The sequence below is a fragment of the Streptomyces sp. NPDC013457 genome, from assembly GCF_043089925.1.
In the GTDB taxonomy this organism is placed as follows: Bacteria; Actinomycetota; Actinomycetes; order Streptomycetales; family Streptomycetaceae; genus Streptomyces.
On the sequence record NZ_JBICBL010000008.1, the window covers coordinates 441,597 to 464,197 of the forward strand.

Annotated in this window: 29 protein-coding genes and 2 pseudogenes; 15 read left to right on the forward strand and 16 right to left on the reverse strand. The window is 70.9% G+C overall.

The annotated features are described in order from the left end of the window. The first annotated feature begins 28 nt into the window (after positions 1-28). On the forward strand, positions 29-1,303 hold the full coding sequence (locus ACF1G2_RS23860) for a M23 family metallopeptidase (protein WP_391800175.1): 1,275 nt from the start codon (positions 29-31) through the stop codon (positions 1,301-1,303). Between the two features lie 411 nt (positions 1,304-1,714). Here ACF1G2_RS23860 and ACF1G2_RS23865 read toward each other — a convergent pair whose 3' ends face one another. Then, entirely contained in the window at positions 1,715-2,053 is a 339-nt protein-coding gene (locus tag ACF1G2_RS23865) for a MerR family transcriptional regulator (RefSeq protein WP_391800176.1), read from the reverse strand. Between the two features lie 1,101 nt (positions 2,054-3,154). Further along, entirely contained in the window at positions 3,155-3,565 is a 411-nt protein-coding gene (locus ACF1G2_RS23870; RefSeq protein WP_391800177.1) for an STAS domain-containing protein, read from the reverse strand. 296 nt (positions 3,566-3,861) lie between these two features. On the opposite strand from ACF1G2_RS23870, the gene ACF1G2_RS23875 reads away from it, so the two are divergent. Next, positions 3,862-4,221, forward strand: coding sequence for a hypothetical protein (locus ACF1G2_RS23875; RefSeq protein ID WP_391800178.1), 360 nt, complete (start codon positions 3,862-3,864; stop codon positions 4,219-4,221). 112 nt (positions 4,222-4,333) lie between these two features. Here ACF1G2_RS23875 and ACF1G2_RS23880 read toward each other — a convergent pair whose 3' ends face one another. The 9 genes from ACF1G2_RS23880 to ACF1G2_RS23920 form a co-directional block, all read right to left on the reverse strand. Further along, positions 4,334-4,645, reverse strand: a complete 312-nt coding sequence (locus ACF1G2_RS23880) for an SCO5918 family protein (protein ID WP_391800179.1) — start codon at positions 4,643-4,645, stop codon at positions 4,334-4,336. 49 nt (positions 4,646-4,694) lie between these two features. Beyond that, complete coding sequence (locus ACF1G2_RS23885; RefSeq protein ID WP_391800180.1) at positions 4,695-5,099, reverse strand: CBS domain-containing protein; 405 nt, start codon at positions 5,097-5,099, stop codon at positions 4,695-4,697. A 46-nt stretch (positions 5,100-5,145) separates the two neighbouring features. Then, complete coding sequence (locus ACF1G2_RS23890) at positions 5,146-6,675, reverse strand: DEAD/DEAH box helicase (protein ID WP_391800181.1); 1,530 nt, start codon at positions 6,673-6,675, stop codon at positions 5,146-5,148. Between the two features lie 251 nt (positions 6,676-6,926). Then, on the reverse strand, positions 6,927-7,130 hold the full coding sequence (locus ACF1G2_RS23895) for a cold-shock protein (protein ID WP_030323642.1): 204 nt from the start codon (positions 7,128-7,130) through the stop codon (positions 6,927-6,929). 510 nt (positions 7,131-7,640) lie between these two features. Beyond that, positions 7,641-8,840: a PP2C family protein-serine/threonine phosphatase gene (locus ACF1G2_RS23900; RefSeq protein ID WP_391800182.1), complete on the reverse strand. Its 1,200-nt coding sequence runs from the start codon at positions 8,838-8,840 to the stop codon at positions 7,641-7,643. Positions 8,841-9,076: 236 nt separating this feature from the next. After that, the gene (locus tag ACF1G2_RS23905) at positions 9,077-9,349 is read right to left on the reverse strand and encodes a hypothetical protein (RefSeq protein WP_391800183.1); all 273 of its coding nucleotides are present in this window, start codon (positions 9,347-9,349) and stop codon (positions 9,077-9,079) included. A gap of 42 nt (positions 9,350-9,391) precedes the next feature. Beyond that, a complete protein-coding gene (locus ACF1G2_RS23910) occupies positions 9,392-9,658 on the reverse strand; it encodes a hypothetical protein (protein ID WP_391800184.1) in 267 nt (88 codons plus the stop codon). Between the two features lie 102 nt (positions 9,659-9,760). Then, entirely contained in the window at positions 9,761-9,970 is a 210-nt protein-coding gene (locus ACF1G2_RS23915; RefSeq protein WP_391800185.1) for a hypothetical protein, read from the reverse strand. 4 nt (positions 9,971-9,974) lie between these two features. Beyond that, on the reverse strand, positions 9,975-10,565 hold the full coding sequence (locus ACF1G2_RS23920; protein ID WP_391800186.1) for a DUF5994 family protein: 591 nt from the start codon (positions 10,563-10,565) through the stop codon (positions 9,975-9,977). Positions 10,566-10,874: 309 nt separating this feature from the next. On the opposite strand from ACF1G2_RS23920, the gene ACF1G2_RS23925 reads away from it, so the two are divergent. From ACF1G2_RS23925 to ACF1G2_RS23945, 5 genes are all read left to right on the forward strand, one after another. Then, on the forward strand, positions 10,875-11,372 hold the full coding sequence (locus ACF1G2_RS23925) for a DUF5994 family protein (protein ID WP_391800187.1): 498 nt from the start codon (positions 10,875-10,877) through the stop codon (positions 11,370-11,372). Then, positions 11,369-11,725, forward strand: a complete 357-nt coding sequence (locus ACF1G2_RS23930; protein WP_391800188.1) for a PRC-barrel domain-containing protein — start codon at positions 11,369-11,371, stop codon at positions 11,723-11,725. Before ACF1G2_RS23925 ends, ACF1G2_RS23930 begins: the two co-directional genes overlap by 4 nt. Positions 11,726-11,752: 27 nt before the next feature. Then, positions 11,753-11,923: a hypothetical protein gene (locus tag ACF1G2_RS23935; protein ID WP_391800189.1), complete on the forward strand. Its 171-nt coding sequence runs from the start codon at positions 11,753-11,755 to the stop codon at positions 11,921-11,923. Between the two features lie 47 nt (positions 11,924-11,970). Continuing rightward, positions 11,971-12,801: a hypothetical protein gene (locus ACF1G2_RS23940; protein ID WP_391800190.1), complete on the forward strand. Its 831-nt coding sequence runs from the start codon at positions 11,971-11,973 to the stop codon at positions 12,799-12,801. A gap of 82 nt (positions 12,802-12,883) precedes the next feature. After that, positions 12,884-14,152 carry an ATP-binding protein gene (locus ACF1G2_RS23945; protein WP_391800191.1) on the forward strand — a complete coding sequence of 423 codons (1,269 nt, stop codon included), beginning with the start codon at positions 12,884-12,886 and terminating at the stop codon, positions 14,150-14,152. On the opposite strand, the gene ACF1G2_RS23950 is transcribed toward ACF1G2_RS23945, so the two are convergent. Continuing rightward, positions 14,149-15,108, reverse strand: coding sequence for an alpha/beta fold hydrolase (locus ACF1G2_RS23950; RefSeq protein ID WP_391800192.1), 960 nt, complete (start codon positions 15,106-15,108; stop codon positions 14,149-14,151). The genes ACF1G2_RS23945 and ACF1G2_RS23950 overlap by 4 nt on opposite strands. Before the next feature lie 127 nt (positions 15,109-15,235). Here ACF1G2_RS23950 and ACF1G2_RS23955 point away from each other — a divergent pair, with 127 nt between their 5' ends. The 3 genes from ACF1G2_RS23955 (at position 15,236) to ACF1G2_RS23965 (ending at position 17,246) form a co-directional block, all read left to right on the forward strand. Further along, a complete protein-coding gene (locus ACF1G2_RS23955; protein ID WP_391800193.1) occupies positions 15,236-15,841 on the forward strand; it encodes a TetR/AcrR family transcriptional regulator in 606 nt (201 codons plus the stop codon). Positions 15,842-16,107: 266 nt separating this feature from the next. Further along, positions 16,108-16,791, forward strand: coding sequence for a maleylpyruvate isomerase family mycothiol-dependent enzyme (locus tag ACF1G2_RS23960; RefSeq protein ID WP_391800194.1), 684 nt, complete (start codon positions 16,108-16,110; stop codon positions 16,789-16,791). Between the two features lie 50 nt (positions 16,792-16,841). After that, positions 16,842-17,246: a type II toxin-antitoxin system PemK/MazF family toxin gene (locus ACF1G2_RS23965; protein ID WP_391800195.1), complete on the forward strand. Its 405-nt coding sequence runs from the start codon at positions 16,842-16,844 to the stop codon at positions 17,244-17,246. Between the two features lie 78 nt (positions 17,247-17,324). Here ACF1G2_RS23965 and ACF1G2_RS23970 read toward each other — a convergent pair whose 3' ends face one another. Beyond that, entirely contained in the window at positions 17,325-17,741 is a 417-nt protein-coding gene (locus tag ACF1G2_RS23970; RefSeq protein WP_391800196.1) for an arsenate reductase ArsC, read from the reverse strand. A 92-nt stretch (positions 17,742-17,833) separates the two neighbouring features. Between ACF1G2_RS23970 and ACF1G2_RS23975 the strand changes: the two genes are divergently transcribed. From ACF1G2_RS23975 to ACF1G2_RS23985, 3 genes and pseudogenes are all read left to right on the forward strand, one after another. Next, positions 17,834-18,148 (forward strand): helix-turn-helix transcriptional regulator, encoded by a 315-nt coding sequence (locus ACF1G2_RS23975; protein WP_079407384.1) that lies wholly within the window; start codon positions 17,834-17,836, stop codon positions 18,146-18,148. A gap of 37 nt (positions 18,149-18,185) precedes the next feature. After that, on the forward strand, positions 18,186-18,980 hold the full coding sequence (locus ACF1G2_RS23980) for an aquaporin (protein WP_391800197.1): 795 nt from the start codon (positions 18,186-18,188) through the stop codon (positions 18,978-18,980). Beyond that, positions 18,977-19,206: pseudogene (locus ACF1G2_RS23985) on the forward strand (hypothetical protein); the annotation flags it as partial. The gene ACF1G2_RS23980 and the pseudogene ACF1G2_RS23985, both read left to right, overlap by 4 nt. 13 nt (positions 19,207-19,219) lie before the next feature. On the opposite strand, the gene ACF1G2_RS23990 reads toward ACF1G2_RS23985, so the two are convergent. Further along, positions 19,220-19,714, reverse strand: a complete 495-nt coding sequence (locus ACF1G2_RS23990; protein WP_391800198.1) for a GNAT family N-acetyltransferase — start codon at positions 19,712-19,714, stop codon at positions 19,220-19,222. Then, positions 19,711-20,073, reverse strand: coding sequence for an ArsR/SmtB family transcription factor (locus tag ACF1G2_RS23995; protein WP_391800199.1), 363 nt, complete (start codon positions 20,071-20,073; stop codon positions 19,711-19,713). The genes ACF1G2_RS23990 and ACF1G2_RS23995 overlap by 4 nt, the downstream gene beginning before the upstream one ends. Before the next feature lie 114 nt (positions 20,074-20,187). Between ACF1G2_RS23995 and ACF1G2_RS24000 the strand changes: the two genes are divergently transcribed. Next, positions 20,188-21,555 (forward strand): NAD(P)-binding domain-containing protein, encoded by a 1,368-nt coding sequence (locus tag ACF1G2_RS24000; protein ID WP_391800200.1) that lies wholly within the window; start codon positions 20,188-20,190, stop codon positions 21,553-21,555. Positions 21,556-21,560: 5 nt separating this feature from the next. Then, a pseudogene (locus tag ACF1G2_RS24005) lies at positions 21,561-21,884 on the forward strand (MFS transporter); the annotation flags it as partial. A 146-nt stretch (positions 21,885-22,030) separates the two neighbouring features. On the opposite strand, the gene ACF1G2_RS24010 reads toward ACF1G2_RS24005, so the two are convergent. After that, positions 22,031-22,459: a DUF6223 family protein gene (locus ACF1G2_RS24010; protein ID WP_391800201.1), complete on the reverse strand. Its 429-nt coding sequence runs from the start codon at positions 22,457-22,459 to the stop codon at positions 22,031-22,033. Between the last annotated feature and the right edge of the window lie 142 nt (positions 22,460-22,601).

Below are 22,601 nucleotides of genomic sequence, written 5' to 3' on the forward strand. Positions count from 1 at the left end.
GCCCGGACCCGACGACTGGAAGAGCACCATGGCAGAGCGCCACCCTCGCAACCGCACCGGCCGCAACCCGCTACGTCGCGGGCTCGCCGCCGCCGTGCTCGCGGTCGGCATGCTGACGGCTGCGGCGGCACCCGGATTCGGAACCGGCGCGACCCCGTCGGCGCCCGGACCGCAGTTCACCCCGCTGACGGCGGCGGTGATGACCGAACCGGCGCCGTTCCGGGCCACGGACGGCAAGACGCACCTCTCGTACGAACTGCTCGCCACGAACGCACTGTCCAGCAGCGCACAGGTGCGGCTCGACCGTGTCGAGGTCCGGGACGCCCGCACGCACCGGGTGGTGGGCGCGCTGAGCGGCCAGGCGCTGGCCGATGCCGCCAACCCGGTGGGCGACCCCCTGCCGGGTGCGGACGGGTACACCCCGGCGCCCCCGGGGCCGACGCCGACCGTCATCCCGGGCTCCCAGCAGTGGGTCGTCTGGATCGACCTGGCCCTGGACCGCGGCCGGCGGGTGCCCGAGGTCCTCGAACACCGTCTCTCGGGTGCCGTCCTCACCGCCTCCGGTTCCTCCCCGTTCGAGGAGACGGTCCAGGTCACCCCGACCGACCGCGCCGCGCCGCTGAACCTGAACGCGCCGGTCCGCCCCGGCACCTGGTACTCCAGCGAGTCGTGCTGCGGCAACACCCACCACCGGCGCGGCCTCGGTCCGATCAACGGCCGCTTCTACGTGCCGCAGCGGTTCGCGATCGACTGGTACCGGGTCGGCGAGCAGGGACAGACCTGGGAGGGCGACCCCGCCCGGCTCACCAGCTACCTGAGCTACCGGCAGCCGGTCGTGGCGGCGGCCGGCGGCAGGGTCGTGGAGGTCCAGGACGGGATCCCGGACAACACGCCGCCCGTCACTCCGCCGGTCCCGCCGATCGACGAGACCGTCGGCAACCACGTCACCGTGGAGGTCTCGCCGGGCCGCTATCTGCTCTACGCCCACCTGAAGCCCGGCTCGCTCAGGGTCCGGGAGGGCGACCACGTCGAACCCGGCCGGGTCCTCGGCCTGATCGGCAACAGCGGCAACTCGACCACGCCGCACCTGCACTTCCAGGTGATGACCACGCCCGAGTTCTTCCCGACGGACAGCCCGCCGTTCACGTTCCGGCGGTTCCGCGTCGTCGGACAGGTCGAACCCCGGATCTGGGACGACAACCTGGGCCTCCAGCCGACCGGAGTCCTGCCGATCACACCCTCGCCGTACGACGGCCCCCACCGGGCCCGGTACCCGCTCGACCGCGAGGTGCTGGAGTTCTGACCGCTCCCGTCCGGCCCCGGCGCGGGGCGCCCGGAGAGGCCCGGACGACGACGAAGGCCACATCGAGCCCGCGGTGACGTCGTCGGTCGACGACGTCGGTGTACCTCGGGTACAGCGAGCCGTCACCGGAGAGCATGCCGTGCTGCGGCATCTGGTCGGCGGGCTGCCCGGAGACGGCCTGAAGTCGAGTACGAACTCTCCCGGACCGCTCGGGGGCGGTCTCCATAGGCATCCACGGCCTGATGGGCAACTCCCGACACGAACGCGCACGCCGGGCGTACAGCGCCTACCAGGCCACTCGTAGTGCTGACCTGGGGGACGGGCCTCGCGCGGGCATCTGCTCGTGAGCAGTCCTCCGCCAAGCCCCGGGGTTGCACCCTCCGGTCGATGCCGACGGCGTGCGGACTCACCTCAAGCCGATTCTGGCTGCCCGTCGGATGCGGCGGCGCGGCGGTATTCGGCGTTGATGCGCTGGGCCTCTTCGAGCTGGTCTTCGAGGATGATGATGCGGCAGGCGGCCTCGATCGGTGTGCCCTGGTCGACGAGTTCGCGGGCGCGTGCGGCGATGCGCAACTGGTAGCGGGAGTAACGGCGGTGGCCGCCCGCCGAGCGCAGCGGGGTGATCAGGCGGGCCTCGCCGATGGCGCGGAGGAAGCCCTGGGTGGTGCCGAGCATCTCGGCGGCCCGGCCCATCGTGTAGGCGGGGTAGTCGTCGTCGTCGAGACGGCCGTACGAGTCATCTGCTGTCATTTGCACCTCTCTGGGAAACGCGTTGAGGGGCCCTGGTGCCAGTACTGGCACCAGGGCCCCGAAGGAACTTCTACACCACCTGCCGGCCCTGATACTGCGCCGGCGTTCTGTGTCCGCGCACCCGACCTGGTTGCTGTCGGGGTTGCGGGGATCGCGGTTGCTTGACCGGAGACCACCTCACTATCGATGTCCTGCGGTACCCGGGCTCAGACGTACCGCCCGGGCGATCCTGATGGCGGCGGGTTCCTCCGTTCTTCCTCGGTGATCAACTACTTACTACAGGGAACTGCGTACTGCGGGTACTGCATGGTGATGCGTACTGCTTGCTCAGCGGCCTGTGACAGCGCCACTCTTCGACAGCCAGCCCCGTTGCCCGTCCTGCGTCTGCTCTGGCTTAGAACCCCACTGCCGAACTTCCCGGTGCGCGCGTCCGCAGCCGACGCCTTCACCAGGGGTACCGCTTGCTGACTTCACTGCTGGGTACTGCGTACTGCACCCACGGGTACCGCACTTGCCATGACCGCGGTCCCGCTTGTGGCGGCCCCTGATCACTGCGGGCCACCCGGTCCGGCCGCCAGTCCCGTCGCCGTCCTGCGAAAGCCCTGGCTTCGAAACTCCACCGCCGCACCGTCCTGCGAACTGCAACCAGCTGTAGTTGCTGGTAACGCCTGCCCGGCAGTTCATCTCTGCCGGGCCCTGTTGTCTCTCCGGGTTACGAGAGAAACCATAGCCACGCCACAGCCGCATGTCTACTCCGGCCAACATAGATTTTCGCGCGTCCGCTGGATAGGTAATCGGCCTCGAACAGTGACGCGCGGGGTCGCGGAGCGGCACCGCCGGGTTGCCCACCGCGTATCCGGGAGCCCGGTGCAGGGATCGGCGTCACTACGGCGCAGCCGATCGAGGACAGTGAAGGTGTCGGGGCCTGCCGGCGGCCCCGACACCTCTTGTCACCTGTGCCGTTGCGCCATGGGGCGGGGGTGCCACACGGCAGGGATCAGCGTCCTGTGAGGCGTTGTCCGGGGAAGGCGGGCGGGGCGGTGGCGAGGTTCGCGGGATCTCGATGGACGAGGGGAACCGTTGCGAGCATGGTGACACCGGTCAGGAGTATGAAGGCCCTGGCGTGGCTGCTGACGTCGGCGCGCAGGTCCGGAGCGGCTGCTTCTGCGCCGCGGTGGCGGCGTTCAGGAGACGCTGCACGGGCCTGGACCGGTTGACGAGCCGGAGCCTGCGTCCGTGGCGTGGCCACCGTTCGAGGATGGCAAGGAGGCCGGAGTCGCAGAAGGTGACCCGGGCGGTGTCCAGGACGAGGCCGGTGCAGCCGGTGTCGGCGGCCGAGGCCAGCAATGCCCGCAGCGGGGCGGCACTGTAGTGGTCGATCTCGCCTGCGAGCTGGACCATCAGGGTGGTGCCGAGGGTGGTGCAGGAGGAGATGACTATGACGCCGGGCGCGCCGTCCGCGCCCGAGTCATGCACGGCGGTAGAGGCAGGGGCGGCGTGGGAGGTGGCCACTATGGGGACGATGCTCGTGGTGTTCACATCCGCACCAACGTCTCCCGCCCGGGGACAGGAAACGAGCCAGGCAGCCCTTTCACCCCATGTGACCAGCTTCGATCCCCGTTCAGGGGAAGTTCCGTCGGAGGGGGCAGACTGTGCCTGGGATGGGCACCTGGTCCGGAGGCCGTATGGCTTTCTGTCGGCCGAACAGGTGGTCGTGCTCCTCGCCGGCGTCAGACGGCGACTGTGCGTCTCCCCGGCCGCACGACCGGTTGAGAGGACGGGGCGACCCGTGAATAGGATCGGCTCTCATGTCGAAGCTTGACGAGCTGCTCGTTGACGTCGCCACGCTGGTGGAGTCCGGGCAGAGCAATCAGATGTCCATGACCGTGGTCACCGGTGGTGCTGTCATCACCGGTCGGCTGGCGCCCGAAGCGGTGTGGAGGCAGCGGGTCTCGGAGGTCCTGGCGGACTCCGCCCGCCTGGGAGAGTTCTCCGCGGTCTTCACCGCTACGACAAGGAGGGACGGACCGCCCGCGTACCTGCACTTCCACATGGCGCGGATCCTTCAGGGCACGGTGGGGATCCCGGAGACCGGCGGGATGTACCGCGTCTCGATCGCGGATGTCAGCGCCTGGACCATGGGCGACTTCCGTTACTCCGATCACTGACTTCGAGCCCTCGGGGAACTCGTCCACCGCTACGCGAGAGGGCCCGACCGGCGGACCGGTCGGGCCCTCTCGGCTGCCCGAGTGTCAGCTCACGTCCGCCCGTGGGTCACGGTCAGGCCGCAGCCGGAGTGCCGAGCATCGCGGAGGCGTGCTGGAACGGGTCGGGGGCGTGGGTGGGCGCGGTGTTCCGGGGGAGGCCGCGGCAGGTGAAGCCGAGCTTGGTCATGGCGCGGAGAACTTCACCCGCGCTGAAGTCGCGGCGGTCCTGGCGGGTGATGACCTGGCCGACCTGCATGACGGGGTACGTGCGGCGGCCGATGATCACGGACTCGCCGACGACCTCCTCGGGCTTGACGCCCTTCATGGAGTCCAGGACGCCGCTCTTGGTGAGGTCGAAGGGGAAACGGGCGATGACACAGCGCACGATGCCTCACAGGGAGAGGAAGGGAATGGTTCCGCCGTGGTGAGGCGGTTCACGCGAGGACGAGAGCGGGCGCGAGGGCGCCCGGAGTGTCGTCCTGTCCGCCCACGCAGGACGAGGCGACGACCCTGGGGCGTACGGCCCGCCCGATCGTCACAGCGGTGGCCGGGGTGAGCGGCCCGCCGTCGCCGGAGAGGTCGCGCAGCTGGATCCGGTCCGTGTAGGCGGGGCTGTCACGGACGGTGGTGAGCTGGGTCCGGGTGACCAGGCCGGTGCACTGATCATCGCTGTCGCAGACGAGCAGGTGCGTGGTGTGGGCCCCGGCCATGACGGCCAGGGCCACTTCCACGGTCATGTCGTCGCAGACCAGCGGTCCGGCCGTGTCGACGGAGTCGGCCGCCGTCAGGTGCGCGGGGGCGGGGTGCGTCGGGCGGGACTGCATCTGGACCAGCGTCATGACGTGCCTCCTGCAGAGATGGGTCAGCTTCCGGATCACGTACGGCTCAGGCCGCCGCGTCGCCGGCGGAACGCCGTCCGCCGGCGCGCCTCGCCGAAGTGCCGCGCCCGCGCCGAGCGCGGGAGGCCGTGCCGTGTTCGCGCTGCTCGGCCGGCGGCGCGGTGATCGTCACGGGGGTGCCGGAAGGGGTCTGGGCGCCCGTGATCCGGCGGAGCTCCTCCTCGCCGGATCGGACCTGGGTGGTCTCCGGCACGATGCCGGCGGCCGCCATGAGGCGAGTCATGTCGCGGCGCTGCTGGGGCGTGACGAGGGTGACGACGCTGCCGGACTCGCCGGCCCGGGCGGTTCGGCCGCCGCGGTGGAGGTAGTCCTTGGGGTCCGTCGGCGGGTCCACGTTGACGACGAGGTCGAGGTTGTCGACGTGGATGCCGCGTGCGGCGACGTTCGTCGCCACCAGGACGGTGACGTGCCCCGTCTTGAAGCGGGTGAGGGTGCGCGTCCGCTGCGGCTGCGACTTGCCGCCGTGCAGGGCGGCGGCCCGGACACCGCAGTGGAGGAGGTCCTCGGTGAGGCGGTCCACGGCGTGCTTGGTGTCCAGGAACATGATCACCCGGCCGTCGCGCGCCGCGATCTCCGTCGTCAGCCGATGCTTGTCAGCGCCGTGCACGTGCAGGATGTGGTGCTCCATCGTGGTGACCGCGCCCTGTGAGGGGTCCACGGAATGGACGACGGGGTCGGTGAGGTAGCGGCGGACCAGGAGGTCGACGTTACGGTCCAGGGTCGCGGAGAACAGCATGCGCTGGCCCTCGGGGCGGACCTGGTTCAGGAGCGCGGTGACCTGGGGCATGAAGCCCATGTCGGCCATCTGGTCGGCCTCGTCGAGCACGGTGATCGCGACCTGGTTCAGCCGGCAGTCACCGCGGTCGATGAGGTCCTTGAGTCGGCCGGGGGTGGCCACGACGACTTCGACGCCGCTTCGCAGAGCGTTCGCCTGCCGGCCGATCGGCATCCCGCCGACGACGGTCGCCAGGCGCAGCTTCACGGCGCGGGCGTAGGGCGTGAGCGCGTCGGTGACCTGCTGGGCGAGTTCCCGGGTGGGGACGAGAACCAGCGCCAGCGGCTGACGGGGCTCGGCGAGCTGTCCGGCGGTGCGGGCCAGCAGGGCCAGGCCGAAGGCGAGGGTCTTGCCGGAGCCGGTCCGGCCGCGGCCCAGGACGTCGCGGCCCGCCAGGGAGTTCGGCAGGGTCGCGCCTTGGATGGGGAACGGGACGGACACGCCCTGTGCGGTGAGCGCGGCCAGGATGCGCCGGTCCATGGCCAGGTCGGCGAAGGTCTCGACGGCGGGCAGTGCCGGAGTGATCGTCTTCGGCGGGGCGAACTCCCCCTGCACGGCGGCGGAACGCTTGCCGCGTCCGCCCGACCGGCTAGGACCTCCCGACCGGCTAGGACCTCCCGACCGGTTCGCGGCGGACGAACCGGGTCGACCGCTCCGGCCCGTTCCGGCGGAGGAGTCGTACGTGTGGCCGCCGTTGCGGCGGGTGCGGGCGGAACGGCCGTTCGTGCGTGTGGGGTTCATGCAGAACCTTCCTTGATACGGCGCGTAATCAAGGACCCGGCAGCGGATGAACAGCGTTGGGAATCACAGACACGGGCCGAATGAAATGCGAAAGCAAGCAGCCTGGCTCAGGACAATGGAATTGTCGGCGCAAGCGGGCGAGCGAAAGAAATGCGAGAGGCGCAGGTGTACGCGAAAACCCTGCGAAATGCATGCAGCTGGGGCCCGCACCCCGAGGGATGCGGGCCCCAGCTACGTATTACGCGTCAGCGTCAGGCGGAAACGATGTTCTCGGCCGTCGGGCCCTTCTGGCCCTGCGCGATGTCGAAGGAGACCTTCTGGCCCTCCTGGAGCTCGCGGAAGCCCTGGGCGGCGATGTTGGAGAAGTGGGCGAACACGTCAGGGCCGCCACCGTCCTGCTCGATGAAGCCGAAACCCTTTTCCGCGTTGAACCACTTCACGGTGCCAGTAGCCATGTCATATCTCCTTTGGGCAGTACGACGGTATCCGTACCGTACGGATACCGTGTCGCCGCGATGATGCCCTGCCCGGAAAATGACCGGAAATACAAAGCGCTTCCATGCGGCACGCGGCCGACGGGAGGCGCTTGAAGTTTTTTGGGTACCAAAACTGCAACTGGGTTCGACAGTAGCACGTCACCGCCGCCTGTGTGTCGCGAGTATTTCTCCCTGTGTGGCGCCGCTAAAATCTCTGCCTGCGACGGCCGTTAAAACCTCAGCCCGCGAACACAGGTATTCGTGCACCCCGAATTCGGCGGGCCGGAAGCAGGGCGGTCGGCCGGCTGGGCTGTCGGCAAGTCATCGGAACCTGCGTCAGCGGGTCGGAGCCCGGGGGAGTCCCCGAGCGGTCTGGAAGACGACGAAGGCCCGGGTCCCTTGGCCTGGCGCCGCTTCTTCGCCGTCTCCTCGGCTCCCTTGCCGTCCGCTGTTGACCGCCCCTACGGGCACGTTGTGCACGGCGGCGGATCAGCCACGCCACTCGACCAGGACGAGAGTGGCGTCGTCCGAGGTGGCTTCGCCGCGTGCTCGCTTGAGTGTGTGGGACAGGTCCCGTGCCACCGCGCGGACTCCCCGGTCCGTCTTCTCCAGCTGGTTCACCCAGTCGATCAGCTGGTCCTCGCCGAACTGCTCCTGCCCGCTCTCGTGCTCCTCGATCAGCCCGTCGGTGAAGCAGAGGACGCGGTCCCCCGGTTCGAGCGTCACACTGCTGACCTGTGGCTGTGCTCCTCCGAAGCCGACGGGGAGGGTGGTGGGGCTGTCCAGGCGGCCCAGGACACGGTGCTCGCGGATCAGGACGGGGGCGGGGTGTCCCGCGTTGACCCATTGGAGGCGGCCGACGGTCGTGTCCAGTCGCATCATCTGGGCGGTGACGAAGTGGTCGGGGGCGAACTGTTCGGCCACCGCCCGGTCCATGAAGAGGTAGATCTCGGACAGCTCCACGCTGATGCGGCGGGCGTGCCGGTAGGCGCCGATGGCGACGGTGGCCATGGTGGCCGCGTCCAGGCCGTGGCCCATGGCGTCGATCATGGCGAGGTGGAGGGTGTCGCCGTTGAGGGCGTAGTCGAAGCTGTCGCCGGCCACGTCGTAGGCGGGTTCCAGGACTCCGGCGACGGCGACGCGCGGCATGGTCATGGTCAGCGGCGGCAGGAGCGACCACTGGATCTCCGCGGCGACGTTCAACGGCTCGCTGCGACGGGTGCGGAAGAAGAGGTCGGTGTAGTCGTTCTTGGTCTGTAGGAGGTCGGCGACCAGGCCCGCGATCCGGCGCACGATGCGGCGGACGTCGTCGTCGACCGTGTCCAGGGTGACGGCCAGGACGCCGGCCTGGTCGCCGCCGCCGAGCAGCGGTACGTGGACGCGTACTCCGTCGGCCGTCGCCAGCTCGACCGGGAGCGACGTGAGGAAACACCTGCCGGCGTCCGAGCTGTCGATGGACAGCGTCTCGCCGCCCGTCAGTCCTTCGGAGAGCAGGGGGACGAGCCTCTGCTGCTGATAGTCCTGGAGAAGGATCTGCGGATTCCTGCCGCCCAGCCGGCCGACCGTCTCGGTGACGACCAGCCCGACCCGGTGAGGGGGCAGCTCGTGCGCCTGGTCCAGGATCGTTCCCAGAAGCCCCTCGTCGAAGCTCTCCGAGCGATCGGGTTCCCTGCGCGGTCCGACGGTCATCCCGTTGCCTCCAACCGAGCGGCGATGACCTCGTCCGGTCCTGCCGTACGGGTCGGGTACCGCGACCGCGCCGCGACCGGGTACCGGAGCGGCCCGCACCAGAGACGTGGCCTCCAGGATGCTTCTCGGCGGCAGGGCACGCCACCCGGCCACCGTGCGGGGGGCCATCGGCCGCATGCGGCCGACGACGCCCTCCCTGGGCCTTCCGAGCCCGCCGGGCCCGGAGGCGAACCCGCTCAGTCGCCCTCTTCCTCCTCCGCCTCCATGAGGCGGATGCCCTGGTGGGTGAGCGAGACCATCGCGGGTGTGTTTCCCGGCTCCCAGTCGACGGAGACCAGTCCCTCGCCCGCGAGGTAGGAGCAGGCGGCGGCGAGATCCTGCTCCGGGATGCGCAGGTCGTGGTTGAGCGCGGCTCCGGTGACGCCGAGCAGGCGGTTGCCTTCGGCGGCAGCGTAGAGGGCCTGGAGGATCTGTCGGCGGTACCGCTGCCGCTCGTGGAGTGTCGACATGGCCGCGTGGTCCTGTCGTCGTGTGGTGTCGTTCGTGGCCGGTCAGAATTCCTCGGTGTGGGGGCCGGTGCCGGTGGGAGGTCTGCTGGTGGCGAGCCAGGTGCGGGCGGGTCCGGCGGCGGTCTCGGTGTCGACGGTGAGGTGGAGCCGTGTGCCGCCGCCCGGCACGGGGTAGCTGCGCTGCTCTGCGCCGGCGAAGCACCGGCGGATCACTTCGGCGACCGCACGGGCGGCCTCGGGGTCGGCGGAGACGATACGAATCTCGGCGTGTCCCCCCTGCGGCAGGGGCTCGTTCTCGGTGGGCTGCAAGACGGCGTGCTCCGTTCGGGGCAAGGCGAGAGGCCGGCGGGTGGGTTGTCCCTGGGGTCGGGTGCCCCACCCGCGGCCTTCGGTCGGAGGAGTGGTCTGAGGTCAGGGCCAGGTGCCCGTAGGCCGGCGATCGGCGATCCGTTCGGGCGGCCTGGGGTTGTCGTGACCGGGGGGACGGCTGAGGGAGGGGTAGGGGTCGCTGAAGTGGCGGGCCGCTATGCGTGCGTCGTGCTGGGCGTTCAGCCGGTGGATCAGGTGTGCGCCGAGCGCGATCAGAAGTGCGCCTGCCAGGAGAGTGATCACGGTCTCCATGTCCTCACCTCCCGATGCGTCCCGGCAGCGGAATCATCCGGGCGCCGACGACCGGGTGCGCCGCTGGGTGCGGCTGGGGCGCCGGGGCGGCCCCGCCGTCGGTCTCCCAGGCGTCTTCGCTGCTCCGTGCCTCCCGCATACGGCGGCCGGTCGCGGCCTCGCCGGACATCAGCGAGCCCGCGGTGAGGACGCTGCCCGGGAGGGCGGCGGCGGTCATCAGCCGGGCCGCGGAGGCGGGTTCGGTCTCGGGCGGAATCACGAGTAGGTCGCAGCGGCCGGTCGTGTAGGACAGCAGGATGATCTTGTCCGGGTCCTGCTCGGTGAACCAGCCCACGTGCAGGACATGGCCGGTGGCGGCGACCTTGTGCGGGATGACGGGCCAGTGGCCCGGGTTCACCAGGACGCGGGTGATGCGGCCCCAGCGTCCTTCGAGGGAGTCGGCCAGCGCCGGCAGCTCGGCTGCCAGGTCGCGTGAGCGGGGCCACCAGGCGCCGTCGAGCCGACCGACGAGTGGGGTCTTCGGGGTGAGCGACAAGCGGGCCGGAAGTCCTGGGGTGAGGGCCCGGTTCGCTGTCCTGTCGAGGGTGGTGGTCATGGCGGCGAACCTGCCCCCGGGCTGCCCGTCGGCAGCCCGGTTTTTCGTGTTCCCCGGAAATGACACCTGCGTGGAAGCTGGTGCTCGAAGTACTTCCGGTACCTCCACCCTACGTCCGAACAGCCCGTTTTCGGCCTGATGAGGGGAGAGACTTCCGAGCCGCACGAACGCGGGTGCGGCGACGGGCGGACATACGCGAGCCGGGGGTACCGTGAACTGACAGAACAAGTCGCCCCGCCGGCGGCCTGTCGCCCCCTCAGGCACGGCCGGCGGGTCGCGGCAGCTCACCTGCAGACGGGCGGATCCACCATGGTCGACCCAGACATTCCGCCCCCGCCCCCGTTGCTCCTGCCGGACGCGATCCACGAGGCGGTGCGCCCCGGTACGGCCCTGCTCCGGCTGGAGACGACGCACTCGCGGCAGGGCGTCCTCGACGGGGTGTGGTGGCCGCGCACCCGCGACGTGGAGCAGGAGGTTCCCGCGCTGGTGGCAGCCCTGACCGAACACCTCGGACCCATCACCCGGGTCGGCCTGGACGCCACCGCGTGGGACGGGATTCCGCCCCGGATGATCATCGACGACCGGGTCGTCCACCTCGACTCCTTCCCGGTCGGCGACGACACCGCCCTGATCACCCGCGGCGACAAGGACCACTTCGCGCTGATGGTGGTGCCGCCGGACACGGAGCCCGACGCCGCCCGCGCGGCCATGGCCCGCGCGGTCCACGCCGACAACATCACGCCGGCCACCGAGCTCCTCGTCGCCGCGCTTCCCCCACCGGCGACCGAGCAGGGAGGAACGGCATGATCCGGACGGCGGACATCCGCGAGTGGCGCGACCAGGACGTGGTGGACCCCGACGGCCACAAGATCGGCGAACTGGAATCCGTCTACGTCGACACCAGCACCGACGAACCGGCGATGGCCACGGTCCGGGTCGGCCTGCCCACCCGGCACCGCCTGGTGTTCGTCCCCCTGGAGGGGGCGACGGTGGGGCCGGGGTACGTGCGGGTCGCCCGCGACAGGAAACTGGTGAAACGGAGCCCCTCGATCGGCACGGACGGTGTCCTGCCCTTCGAGGACGAGGAAGCCGTCTTCCGTCACTACGGCCTCGTCTACGAACCCGGTGCGAACGGCGAACGCCAACTGGCCCGACGCTGAGCCCCCGACCGCCGGGGAGGCGGCCCCATGACACTCTTCCTCTTCCTGATCATCGTGGCGATCATTCTGGGCCTCATCGGCGCCGTCGCCGACGGACTCCTCTTCCTGCTCTTCATCGGCATCGCGGTACTCGTGGCAGACCTGCTCTACGTGGCCCTGCGCAGCCGCGGCTCCGCCCGCCACCGCCCGCTCCGGTGAGCTGGGCAGCGGGGCGCGCGACGGTTTCCACGGCTAACCTCCGCATCATGCTGCGTATCGTCGACACCCGTACCGGCCACCTTGCGGAGATTCCCTCCGTGAGCCGCCATCTGCTCAGCATCTGCGTCCACCTGCCGGTCGGCGGCGCCGGGATCGGCATGACGGATCTGCGGGTGCTCCTGGTCGGGGACGTACTGGCGCGCACTGCGGAGCTGCACGGCCTGCAGTCCCGCACCTTCCTCACCACGGCGGACCTGCCGCACGAGCAGGCCCAGGCACTTGATGGCGCCATGTCCGCTCTTGGCATCCATCCGCCCGCCACCGTCGGTGTTCACCATCCGACCGGAACAGTCCGCGCCGCTGCCGATGTACACGTCTGCGCGTACGGGACCGCCGCCCAGGACGCGGCGGACGGGGTCCGCGTCGACGTGGGCCGGATCGGCACGGCCTCCGGGGACAAGGGCGTTCCGGACCGTGCCCACCTCCCGGCCCCGGGGCTCCTGGACGCCTTCGCCCCGGAGGGGACGGATCCGCTGGCGGTGAGGATGCTTCTGCTCGGCCACGCGTATCGCACACCGATCACGGTCACCGGTACTGCGCTTGAAGAGGCCCGGCGGAAGCTGGGGCACTGGCGCCGGCTGGTGGCCGACTGGGCACAGGAGCCGTCCAGGCCGGTCCCTGCCGATGCGCTGCGACACACCCATGCCGAGCTGGCCGAGGACCTCGGCGTCCCCGCTGTCCTGGACACGCTGGTCACCCTGGCGAAGCGCGCCGACGTACCGGCCGGTGCCAAGTTCGAGACGTTCGCCTTTCTCGACCGCGTCCTCGGACTGGACCTCGCCCGCGAGGTGGGTCACCAGCACCGGGCGGCGACATGAGTCGAGGCCCCGTCGCCCGGCGTGCGTGTCCCGCGCACATCGGGCGATGATGGGGAGTACGGCCGAGCACGCGGAGCTGACCATGACGGGTTGGCGTGTCAGGGACTACGCCCAGGACGATCTCGAAGCGGTGCTCCGAGTCGACGCGGAGAGCGGCACGGCCGAGGAGGCACCTCTCTTTCCGCTCTCGGACGCGGTGGCGGCCCTCCAGGCTCTTCATCCGGCGGTGGTGGCCACCGCGGACGAGGAGGTGGTCGGTGCCGCGGTGAGCAGGGTGGAGGGCGACCGGGCGTGGATCCTGCGCATCAGCATCGCGCCTGCCTGGCGGCACCAGGGGCTGGGCAGCGACCTGATCACGGCCCTGGAGCACCGGCTGTTCGCCGACGGCGTCCGTACGCTGCACGCGGTCCTGCCCGAGAGCGAGACCGGTGCCACCGCCCTGCACAACTGCGGCTTCGTCGGCCGCCCGGGTCTGGTCTTCTTCGAGAAGCACGGGCGAGTGACCCCCAAGGCGGTCAGCATGCTCGCGTCGCTGGGAGCGGAGCTGCCCCCCGGAGGACTGTGGCAGAAGGTCGCGGGCATGCAGAGGGAGAAGGAGCTCATCGAGCGGCGCCTGGTCCTGCCGCTGGCCCATCCCGAACTGGCAGCCCAGCACGGGGTGGAGCTGCCGCGGGCGGTGATGCTGTTCGGGCCGCCCGGAACGGGGAAGAGCACGTTCGCGCACGCGATCGCCAGCCGCCTGGGATGGCCGTTCCTCGAACTGTTCCCCGCCCGGCTGGCTGCCGAGTACGGGCTGGCCAGCGGGCTGAACCGGCGTTTCGACGAGATTGCCCGGCTCGACCACGTCCTGGTCTTCATCGACGAGGTCGAGGAGATCGCGGGGGCCCGGAGCGGTGCGGACGCGACCGCGGTCGGTGTCGTCAACGAACTGCTGAAGGCGATCGTCCGGTTTCGGGGTCAGGACGGGCGGCTGCTCGTCTGCGCCACGAACGACGTGACCACGCTCGACTCCGCGTTCCTGCGGCACGGCCGTTTCGACTACGTGCTGCCGATCGGCCCGCCCGACCACCGCGCGAGGACCGCGCTGTGGGAGAGCTACCTGACCCGAGCCGGCGCGGAGGCCGACAGCACGGCCCTGGCGTCCGCCAGCGAGGGGTTCACCCCTGCCGACATCGCGCATGTGGCGCGCACCGTCTCCCAGGTCCAGTTCGAGCGCACCTTCGACACCGGAGCCCGGGCCCGCCCCACCACCGACGACTACCTGCGCACGATCGACGAGACCAGGCCCACGGTCAGTGCCACGATGGCCAAGGAACTCGTCTTCCAGACCGAGAAGTTCGCCCGCATCTAGGGCGTGTGCGTGCCCTCCGGGTGCCGCACTTCGCGGGGCTGACGGGAGTCGATGTCCTCCATGAAGGAGAGCATCCGGGCGTTGACCATGTCGGGGTGGTCGATCTGCGGGCCGTGCCCGGTCGCGGTGATGATCTCGGCGCGGGCTCCGGGGACGAGGCGCGGTACGCGTTCCAGCTGCCGCTTGGGGTGTACGAGCAGGCTGTGCCTGCCCATGATCACGTAGAGCGGGGTCCGGATGGACCGCAGCTCGTCCTCGGCCAGCGGCAGGGGTGCGGGACGGCGGATCCGGTACGCGCGGGCTCCGAGCTGGATCCACTTGCGCATCTCGGGGACGGCGAGGACCGGCTGGTCCAGCCAGGCGGCGAGGCGCGGGCGCAGCGCCTTCGGGGCGAGGGTGGCGAACAGGCTCACGAAGACCCAGGCGAAGAAGCGCAGGCCGACCTTCTCCAGGCCGCCGGGGTCGAGGGCGGTGACGGAGGCGATCCGTGCGGGCCGCAGGTGGGCCTGGTCGAGTACCAGCCAGCCGCCGTAGGAGGAGCCGACGAGGTGGACCTGGTCGAGGCCGAGCGTGTCGAGGACCTCGTCCATCCACTGCGCGGCGCGCTCGGGCTGCCACATGGGCTCGCGGTGGACGCTGCGGTTGGCGTCGCCCGGGGTGTCGAGGGCGTACACGGGACGGTGGAGGCTGAGCCCGGGGGTGTTGGGGTACCACATCGCCGAGCCGTAGCCGGCGCCGTGGATCAGGACGATCGGCGTCCTGGAGTCGGCGGCGGGGTCCGCGGGCCCGTACCGGTAGACGTGCGTGGTGCCGAAGGCGGTCTCCACGTCGGTCTCGGAGCGGACGGGTGCCCCCATCGCGTGGAGCACGTCGTCGGCGGCGAAGTAGCGGTCGCGCAGGGTGTCGTTGACGTAGCGGCCGACATCGCGGCGTACGCGGGCGGTGTTCTCGGGCACGGCGGCACCTCCTGTGAAGATCCGTTCTTCGTGGTACGACCGTACCATGAACATGGTACGGCTGTATCATGAAGGAGTTCGGGGAGCGGACCGCGAACCCACCACCGACGGGCGGAGACACGGGAACATGCCGAAGCGTGTGGATCACGAGGAGCGGCGCGCCCAGATCGCCGAGGCGCTCGTCCAGGTCGCGGGGCGGCGAGGGCTGCACGCCGTCGGCATGCGGGACGTGGCCGCGGAGGCCGGTGTGTCGCTCCGGCTCGTGCAGTACTACTTCGAGACCAAGGAGAAGCTGCTCTTCTACGGCCTCCGGCACCTGACCGACCGTTTCACCGCGAGGGTGGGCGCCCGACTGGCCGCCGCCGGCCCGGACCCGGGCCCGCGCACCACGGTGGAGGCGCTGCTGTCGGCCTCGCTGCCGACCGACGAGGAGAGCCGCACGTTCCACCTGCTGTACAGCTCCTACGCGATCCTGTCGGTGACCGATGAGGCGCTGGCCGCCCAGCCCTTCATCGACAACCCCGACGCCGCGGAGAACGCCCTGACCGGGATCCTGGAGCAGGCGCAGGAGGCCGGCCTGGCCGATCCGGGCGTCGACGCGCGCACGGAGGCGATCAGCCTGCTCGCGATGGCGGCGACCATGGGCACCAGCATCCTGGTGGGCCAGCGGAGTCCGGAGTCGGCCGTCGCGGTGCTCGGTCACCACCTGGACCGGATCTTCACGACCGCGTAGACGTCAGGGATGAGAGCGGGATCGAGCCGGACCGTTCCGACGGGCGCGGGGTCGGGCGGGGTGTCGAATCGGAGGGAAAGAGCAGCACTGCCGCTTGGTAGGTCGCTGCCTGGCGATCTCTTTCCAGCGGTCTGCAACCGGGACCGCTTCGGCACGCGTGTCGATGATCTGAGAGGCGCGAAGCGAGAAGTCGTGTTCCGCGCGAAGCGGACCGGCGGGACGGCGAAGTGAGCGCGGGACGGCGAACGGACGGGGTGCGGCGCGTAGTGGACCATGACCAGGTGCTCGAAGCCTTCCGGCTGGAATGCGGGGCCCTCACCGCCGCCCTGGCCGGACTGTCCGAGGCCGAGCGGAACCTCCCGACACGCTGCACTCCTTGGACCGTACGCGACCTGCTCGGGCACGTGTGCGTGGTGATCGACTGGGTTCCGGCCATGCTGGACGCCCCGGCGCCCGGCGAGGCGGAGATCTCCGCGGTGGAGTACTACCGCCCGGACGACCGCTTCTCACCCCGGACCAACGGCAAGCGCATCGCCCTGGCCCAGCACCGCGCGGCGGCACCGGCCAACGGCGCCGCTTTCGCCGAGGACTTCGCCGCGACCTGGCGGCGGGTCGACCGGCTGTGCACGGTCCAGCCGGCCGGTCGGACCGTGCGTACACGTCATGGCGATGCCATGCTCCTGTCGGAGTTCCTCCTCACCCGCGTCGTGGAAGTCGCCGTCCACGGCCTCGACATGGCCGACGCACTCGGACGCGAGGCATGGCTCACCCCGGCGGCCGGTGACGCCGTGACGGAGCTGCTCCTCGGCCCGGAGCACGCCACGGCGGCCGACAGGCTGGAGTGGGACCGTCCGCACTTCCTGCGCAAGGCCACTGGCCGGGAGCCACTGAACGAGGCGGAGGCCGCGCAGGTCGAACAGCTCGGCATCCGCTGGCTCGCCCTGGGCTGACTTCCGCGCCTGTCCGGCATGACCACCCCCGTCCTGCACCAGGAGGACTTGTGCAACGCGGTGAAATCTGGTGGGTCGAGTTCGACGAGCGACGGCCGGTCGTACTGCTGTCGGGAGACGGCGCGTCCGGGCTCCGGCTGCTGCAGGTCGTCGCCCCGGCGGGCGTCGACATCGGCGGCCTGGGCGTCGAAGTGGCCGTGGGCGCCTTGGAGGGACTGCCCTACGAAGGCGAGCTGCGGTTCGCTTTTCCGCGTCCGGGTTTCACCCCCTGCAGGTGGCTGACCACCGTGTCCCGGGACGACCTGATCGAGCAGGCGGGTGTCCTGTCCTCCGCGAAGCTCGGCGAGATCGAGGATGCCGTCCGACTCGCCGAACAGGCGAGGGAACGGACCCCGGCGACGACCGCGAAGCTCGGCGGGACAAGGGACGCCCTCCGTCTCGGTGGACTCGGGTAGACGGGCAGACCGAAATCCCGCTCTGCGGGAACGAGCGTCATCCGGGTCGCCGACATCGGGGATTGCGCCCGCAAGCGGTCAGGCGGACGGGGCGGGGGCGATCTCCGCGATCAGGCCCTCGACCAGCTTCTTGATCTCGTCGCGGATCGGGCGGACGGCCTCGACGCCCTGGCCGGCGGGGTCTTCGAGCTTCCAGTCGAGGTAGCGCTTACCCGGGAAGACGGGGCAGGCGTCGCCACAGCCCATGGTGATGCACACATCCGAGGCCTTCACGGCGTCGACGGTGAGGATCTTGGGGGTCTCGGCGGACATGTCGATGCCGACCTCGCGCATGGCCTCGATCGCGGCCGGGTTCACCGAGTCGGCCGGGGCGGATCCGGCGGATCGGACCTCGACGCGGTCTCCGGCCAGGTGGGTCAGCCAGGCGGCGGCCATCTGGGAGCGGCCGGCGTTGTGGACGCAGACGAACAGCACGGAGGGCTTGGCGGAGGTCATGCGGGGCCCCTTCTCGGGCAGGCGGGAAGCGCGGGCGGCAGGGCGTCAGCCGGAGCTGGTGTCAGCGGCCGCTGATGTGAAAGTATCAGTACATGATGACGTCAGTCGACACTGACCTGATCCGGGTTCTGGCCGACCCGCTCAGGCTCCAGATCGTGACCCTGCTCGCCCGCGAGACGCTGTGCACCACCCACCTCGTGGAAGAGACGGGTGCCAAGCAGACGAACCTCTCCAACCACCTGAAGGTGCTGCGCGAGGCTGGGGTCGTGGATACGGAGCCATGCGGGAGGTACATCTACTACCGCCTGCGCCCGGAAGTCATCGAAGTCCTCGCCGGTCAGTTCGCCGACCTCGCCACGACCGCGCGTGCCACCGCCGAAGCGAACCTCAAGCGGTCCTGCCCGTAGCCCGCTGCCTGCCTCACCTGCCCGAGGAGATCCTAACTTGACCGCCACCGAGCCCCTCGGCGCCGCCCCCGCGGCGGAGAGCGACATAGCCGCCGACGTGCCCCAGCCCGCACCCGGCGCGACCCCGCCCCGCACCCCACTGATCGCCCGCGCCGCCGCCGAGCTCGTCGGCACCGCGGCCCTGGTCGCGGTCGTCGTCGGCTCCGGCATCCAGGCCACCGAGCTCACCCAGGACGTGGCGCTGCAGCTGCTGGCCAACTCCACCGCCACCGTGTTCGGCCTCGGCGTGCTGATCGCCCTGCTCGGTCCGGTCTCCGGCGCGCACTTCAACCCGGCCGTCACCCTGGCCGAGTGGTGGACCGCCCGCCGGGGCGGTGGTGGCGTCACCGCCCGCGAGCTGACGGTGTACGTGCCTTCGCAGATCGTCGGCGCCGTCGCGGGCGCGATCCTCGCGGATGCCATGTTCGGCGAGCCGCTGGTGAAGTGGTCCACGCACGACCGCTCCGCCGGAAACCTCCTCCTCGGTGAGGTCGTCGCGACCGCCGGCCTGATCCTGCTGATCTTCGGCCTGGCCCGTACCGACCGGCTGCGCTTCGCGCCCGTCGCGGTCGCCTCGTACATCGGCGCCGCGTACTGGTTCACCTCCTCCACGTCCTTCGCCAACCCGGCGGTGACCATCGGCCGCGCCTTCACCGACACGTTCGCGGGCATCGCCCCCGCCTCGGTCCCGGCGTTCGTCGGCATGCAACTGGTCGGCGCGGTCGTGGGGCTGGCGCTCGTGGCGGTCATCTTCATGCGCGGCAAGAGCGACACGGAGCAGCCCGCGGCATGACGTGCAGCACGGACGTGGTGGTGATCGGCGGCGGCCGAGCGGGGCTCGCCGCCGGCTACCACCTGCGCCGCCTGGGCGTCGAGCACGTCGTCCCCGCCGTCCCCGGTCGCCGGGAGTTCTCCGGCCGCCAGCTCCACACGGTGCAGTACAAGAGCCCCCCGAGTTCGCAGGCCAGCGGGTGATCGTGGTCGGCGGTGGCAACTCCGGCGCCCAGATCGCCGCCGAAGAACGCAGTGCCGTCAGGTGATGGCGGGGCTGCGGCGCTCCAGCAGGACCACGTCGCGCCACACGCCGTGGTGGCGGCCGATGCGCTCGCGGGTGCCGATGATCCGGAAGCCCGCCCTCTGGTGGAGGGCGAGGCTGGCGCGGTTCTCGGGGAAGATGCCGGACTGGATCGTCCAGATCCCTGCGGCCTCCGTCGAGCCGATCAGGGCGGTAAGGAGCTGCATGGCGACTCCTTGCCCTCGGGCGGCGGGGTGGACGTAGACGGAGTGCTCGACCACGCCCGCGTAAGCGCACCGGTCCGAGACCGCGCTCGCCGCGACCCAGCCCAGGACCTTGCCGTCCTCGTCGACGGCGGCGAAGCGGTGCTCCGCCGGCTTGCCCGCGTCGAACGCCTGCCAGGTGGGGGCGGTGGTCTCGAAGGTGGCGTTGCCCTCGTCGATCCCCGCCTGGTAGATCGCCAGGACCTCATCGGCATGCACTTCGGTCAGCGACGCGATCGTGATGGTCATGCGGAGGCCGCGCGGGTCAGGAGCTGGCCCATCGCGGCGAGCACCGCGGGCTCCACCCGGTAGTACACCCAGGTGCCGCGCCGCTCGGAGGACAGCAGCCCCGCTTCCCGCAGCTTCTTCAGGTGATGGGAGACCGTCGGCTGGGACACACCCACATCCGAGATGTCGCACACGCATGCCTCGCCGCCCTCGTGCGAGGCGACCAGCGAGAACAGGCGCAGGCGTACCGGGTCGCCCAGGGCCTTGAACATGACCGCGGTCCGCTCGGCCTCCTCGGCCGTCAGCGGGCGCTCCGACAGAGGCGGGCAGCACGCGACCACGGTCTCCGGCTCCAGCAGCGGCAACACCTTCGTAGTCATGCCCCCATCATCCGAAAAACTTCGACGGATGTCTATGTTGACGAACATCGATCCAGGGGTCACTCTGGAGGCGTCAGGACATCGACAGACGTCGAATCAATTGGGGAGCCCGCCGTGAACGCATCCACCGAAGCCCTGCCCGTCGTTGTGATCGGCGCCGGCCCGATCGGACTCGCCGCGGCCGCCCGCCTCATCGAGCGGGGCATCGAACCCCTGGTCCTGGAGGCCGGACCGGCCGCCGCGTCCGCCGTGCGCGACTGGTCGCACATACGCCTCTTCTCCACCTGGTCAGAGGTCGTCGACCCCGAGGCCGAGAAGCTCCTCGCCCCTACCGGCTGGGTGAAGCCGGACGGTGCCACCTACCCGTCCGGCGGCGACTGGGCCGAGCTCTACCTCCAGCCCCTGGCAGACGTACTCGGCGACCGCGTCCGCTACAACGCGACCGTCACCGGTGTCTCGCGCACCGGCCGCGACCGCATCGTCGACGCCGACCGCGAGACCCAGCCCTTCGTCGTCCACCTCACCAGCCCCGAGGGCCGCGAGGAGCGGATCTTCGCCCGCGCCGTCATCGACGCCTCCGGCACCTGGTCCACCCCCAGCCCGGCCGGCGGCAGCGGCCTGCACGCCCTCGGCGAGAAGAGCGCGGCTGACCGCATCAGCTACCGCGTCCCCGACCTCAAGGACCAGGCTGTCCGGGCCCGGTACGCCGGCAAGCGCACCGCCGTCATCGGCTCGGGCGCCTCCGCCTTCACGGCTCTGGCCTACCTCGCCGACCTCGCCAGGAACGACGAGGACGGCACCGGGACGCACGCCACCTGGATCCTCCGTCGCGGGATCAGCGGCTCCACCTTCGGCGGCGGCGAAGCCGACCAGTTGCCCGCTCGCGGCGCTCTCGGCCTCGCGGCGAAGGCCGCGGTCGACGGCGGGTACGCCGATGCGGTCACCGGTTTCCGCACCGATGCCATCGAGCGCGACGGGGACGCCCGGCTGGTCCTGGTCGGCGAGGACGGCCGCCGCCTGGACCCGGTCGACGAGGTCATCGTCCTCACCGGCTTCCGCCCCGACCTCACCTTCCTGGACGAACTCCGCCTCGGCCTCGACGAGCGCCTCCAGGCCCCGGTCGAGCTGGCGCCGCTCATCGACCCCAACCAGCACTCCTGCGGCACCGTCTATCCTCACGGCGCGGCCGAGCTCTCCCACCCGGAGAAGGACGTCTACCTCGCCGGCATGAAGTCCTACGGCCGAGCCCCGACCTTTCTCGCCATGACCGGCTACGAGCAGGTCCGCTCCATCGCCGCCCACCTGGCCGGCGACCAGGAAGCAGCCGAGCGCGTCGAACTCACCCTCCCCGAGACCGGAGTGTGCGGCGGCGCCGGTCTCTTCGACCAGCCCGAGGCCGCCGAAGAGACCGGCGGCGGCTGCTGCGCCGCCCCGGCCACCCTCGCCATCGGAGCCCCCGCCACCGTCTCCGGCGGCTGCTGACCACCGTGCCCAACACACAGGCCAGCGTGGCCGCGACCGGAACGGGGGTCCGGTCGCGGCCACGCGCCGCCCTGCCCGCCCTGTGCCTGACGCAGATCACCAGCTGGGGAATCGTCTCCTACGCCTTCCCCGTCCTGGGCTCCCGGATCACCACCGACACCGGCTGGTCCCCGGCCGCCACCACCGCGGCCTTCTCCGGCGCCCTGCTCGTCTCCGCCGTGGCGGGCATCCCCATCGGCCGGATCCTCGACCGCCGAGGACCGCGTGCCGTGATGACCGCCGGCTCCGTGCTCAGCACGCTTGCCCTCCTGATCATCGCGGCCGCCCCCTGGCCGGCCGCCCCACCGCCGCCACCCGTCCATGGCCTGAGCGTGGGCGAGGAGGGTGTCGACGGTCCGTGCCGCACCGCGCCGACTTGTGGTCGGCGGCGCCGATCCCGCAGCGCGTGACCGTCGCGAACACGTATCCCGGGCGGTCAACGGGTGCGGCGGGAGCGGGTCAGAGCCCGCCCGCCCAGGGCGGTGCCGGCCAGCCCGAGCAGCAGAGCCACGTAGGCGCCGCCAAGCCCGTTGCCGGTGCCGAGTCCACCGTGAGCGGTGGCCGCGACCAGCCCGCCGAGAGCCATGGCGATCAGCCCCGCCACTATCGCCGCCGTGGCCCCGAGCGACCCGTTGGCAATGCCGAGACGACCGGCGGGACGGGCCAGCGCCAGTACGGCGATGACCACGGCAGCCAGCCCCAGCAGCCCGCCGGTGGTGGCTCCGAGCCTCCCGAGGCTGAAGTCGGTGACGCCCGCGGCGACAGGCTGGACCGAGGCGTGCGCTGCCACTGGTGTGGCAAGGGCAATACCGAGCCCGCCGAGCAGGGCGGTCGCGGAGGCGGCGAACAGGTGACGAGCGGACATCAGGGGTGCTCCTTCTCTTCCCACGACTGGATGCGCTTCGAGCATGTCGGCCGGGCCCCTCGCCGGTCGTCCAGCAGGCGCAGGCACTTCGCGCTACCACGGACGCGGCACGTGCTGCGGAGCTACTGCGTGCGTGGTAGCA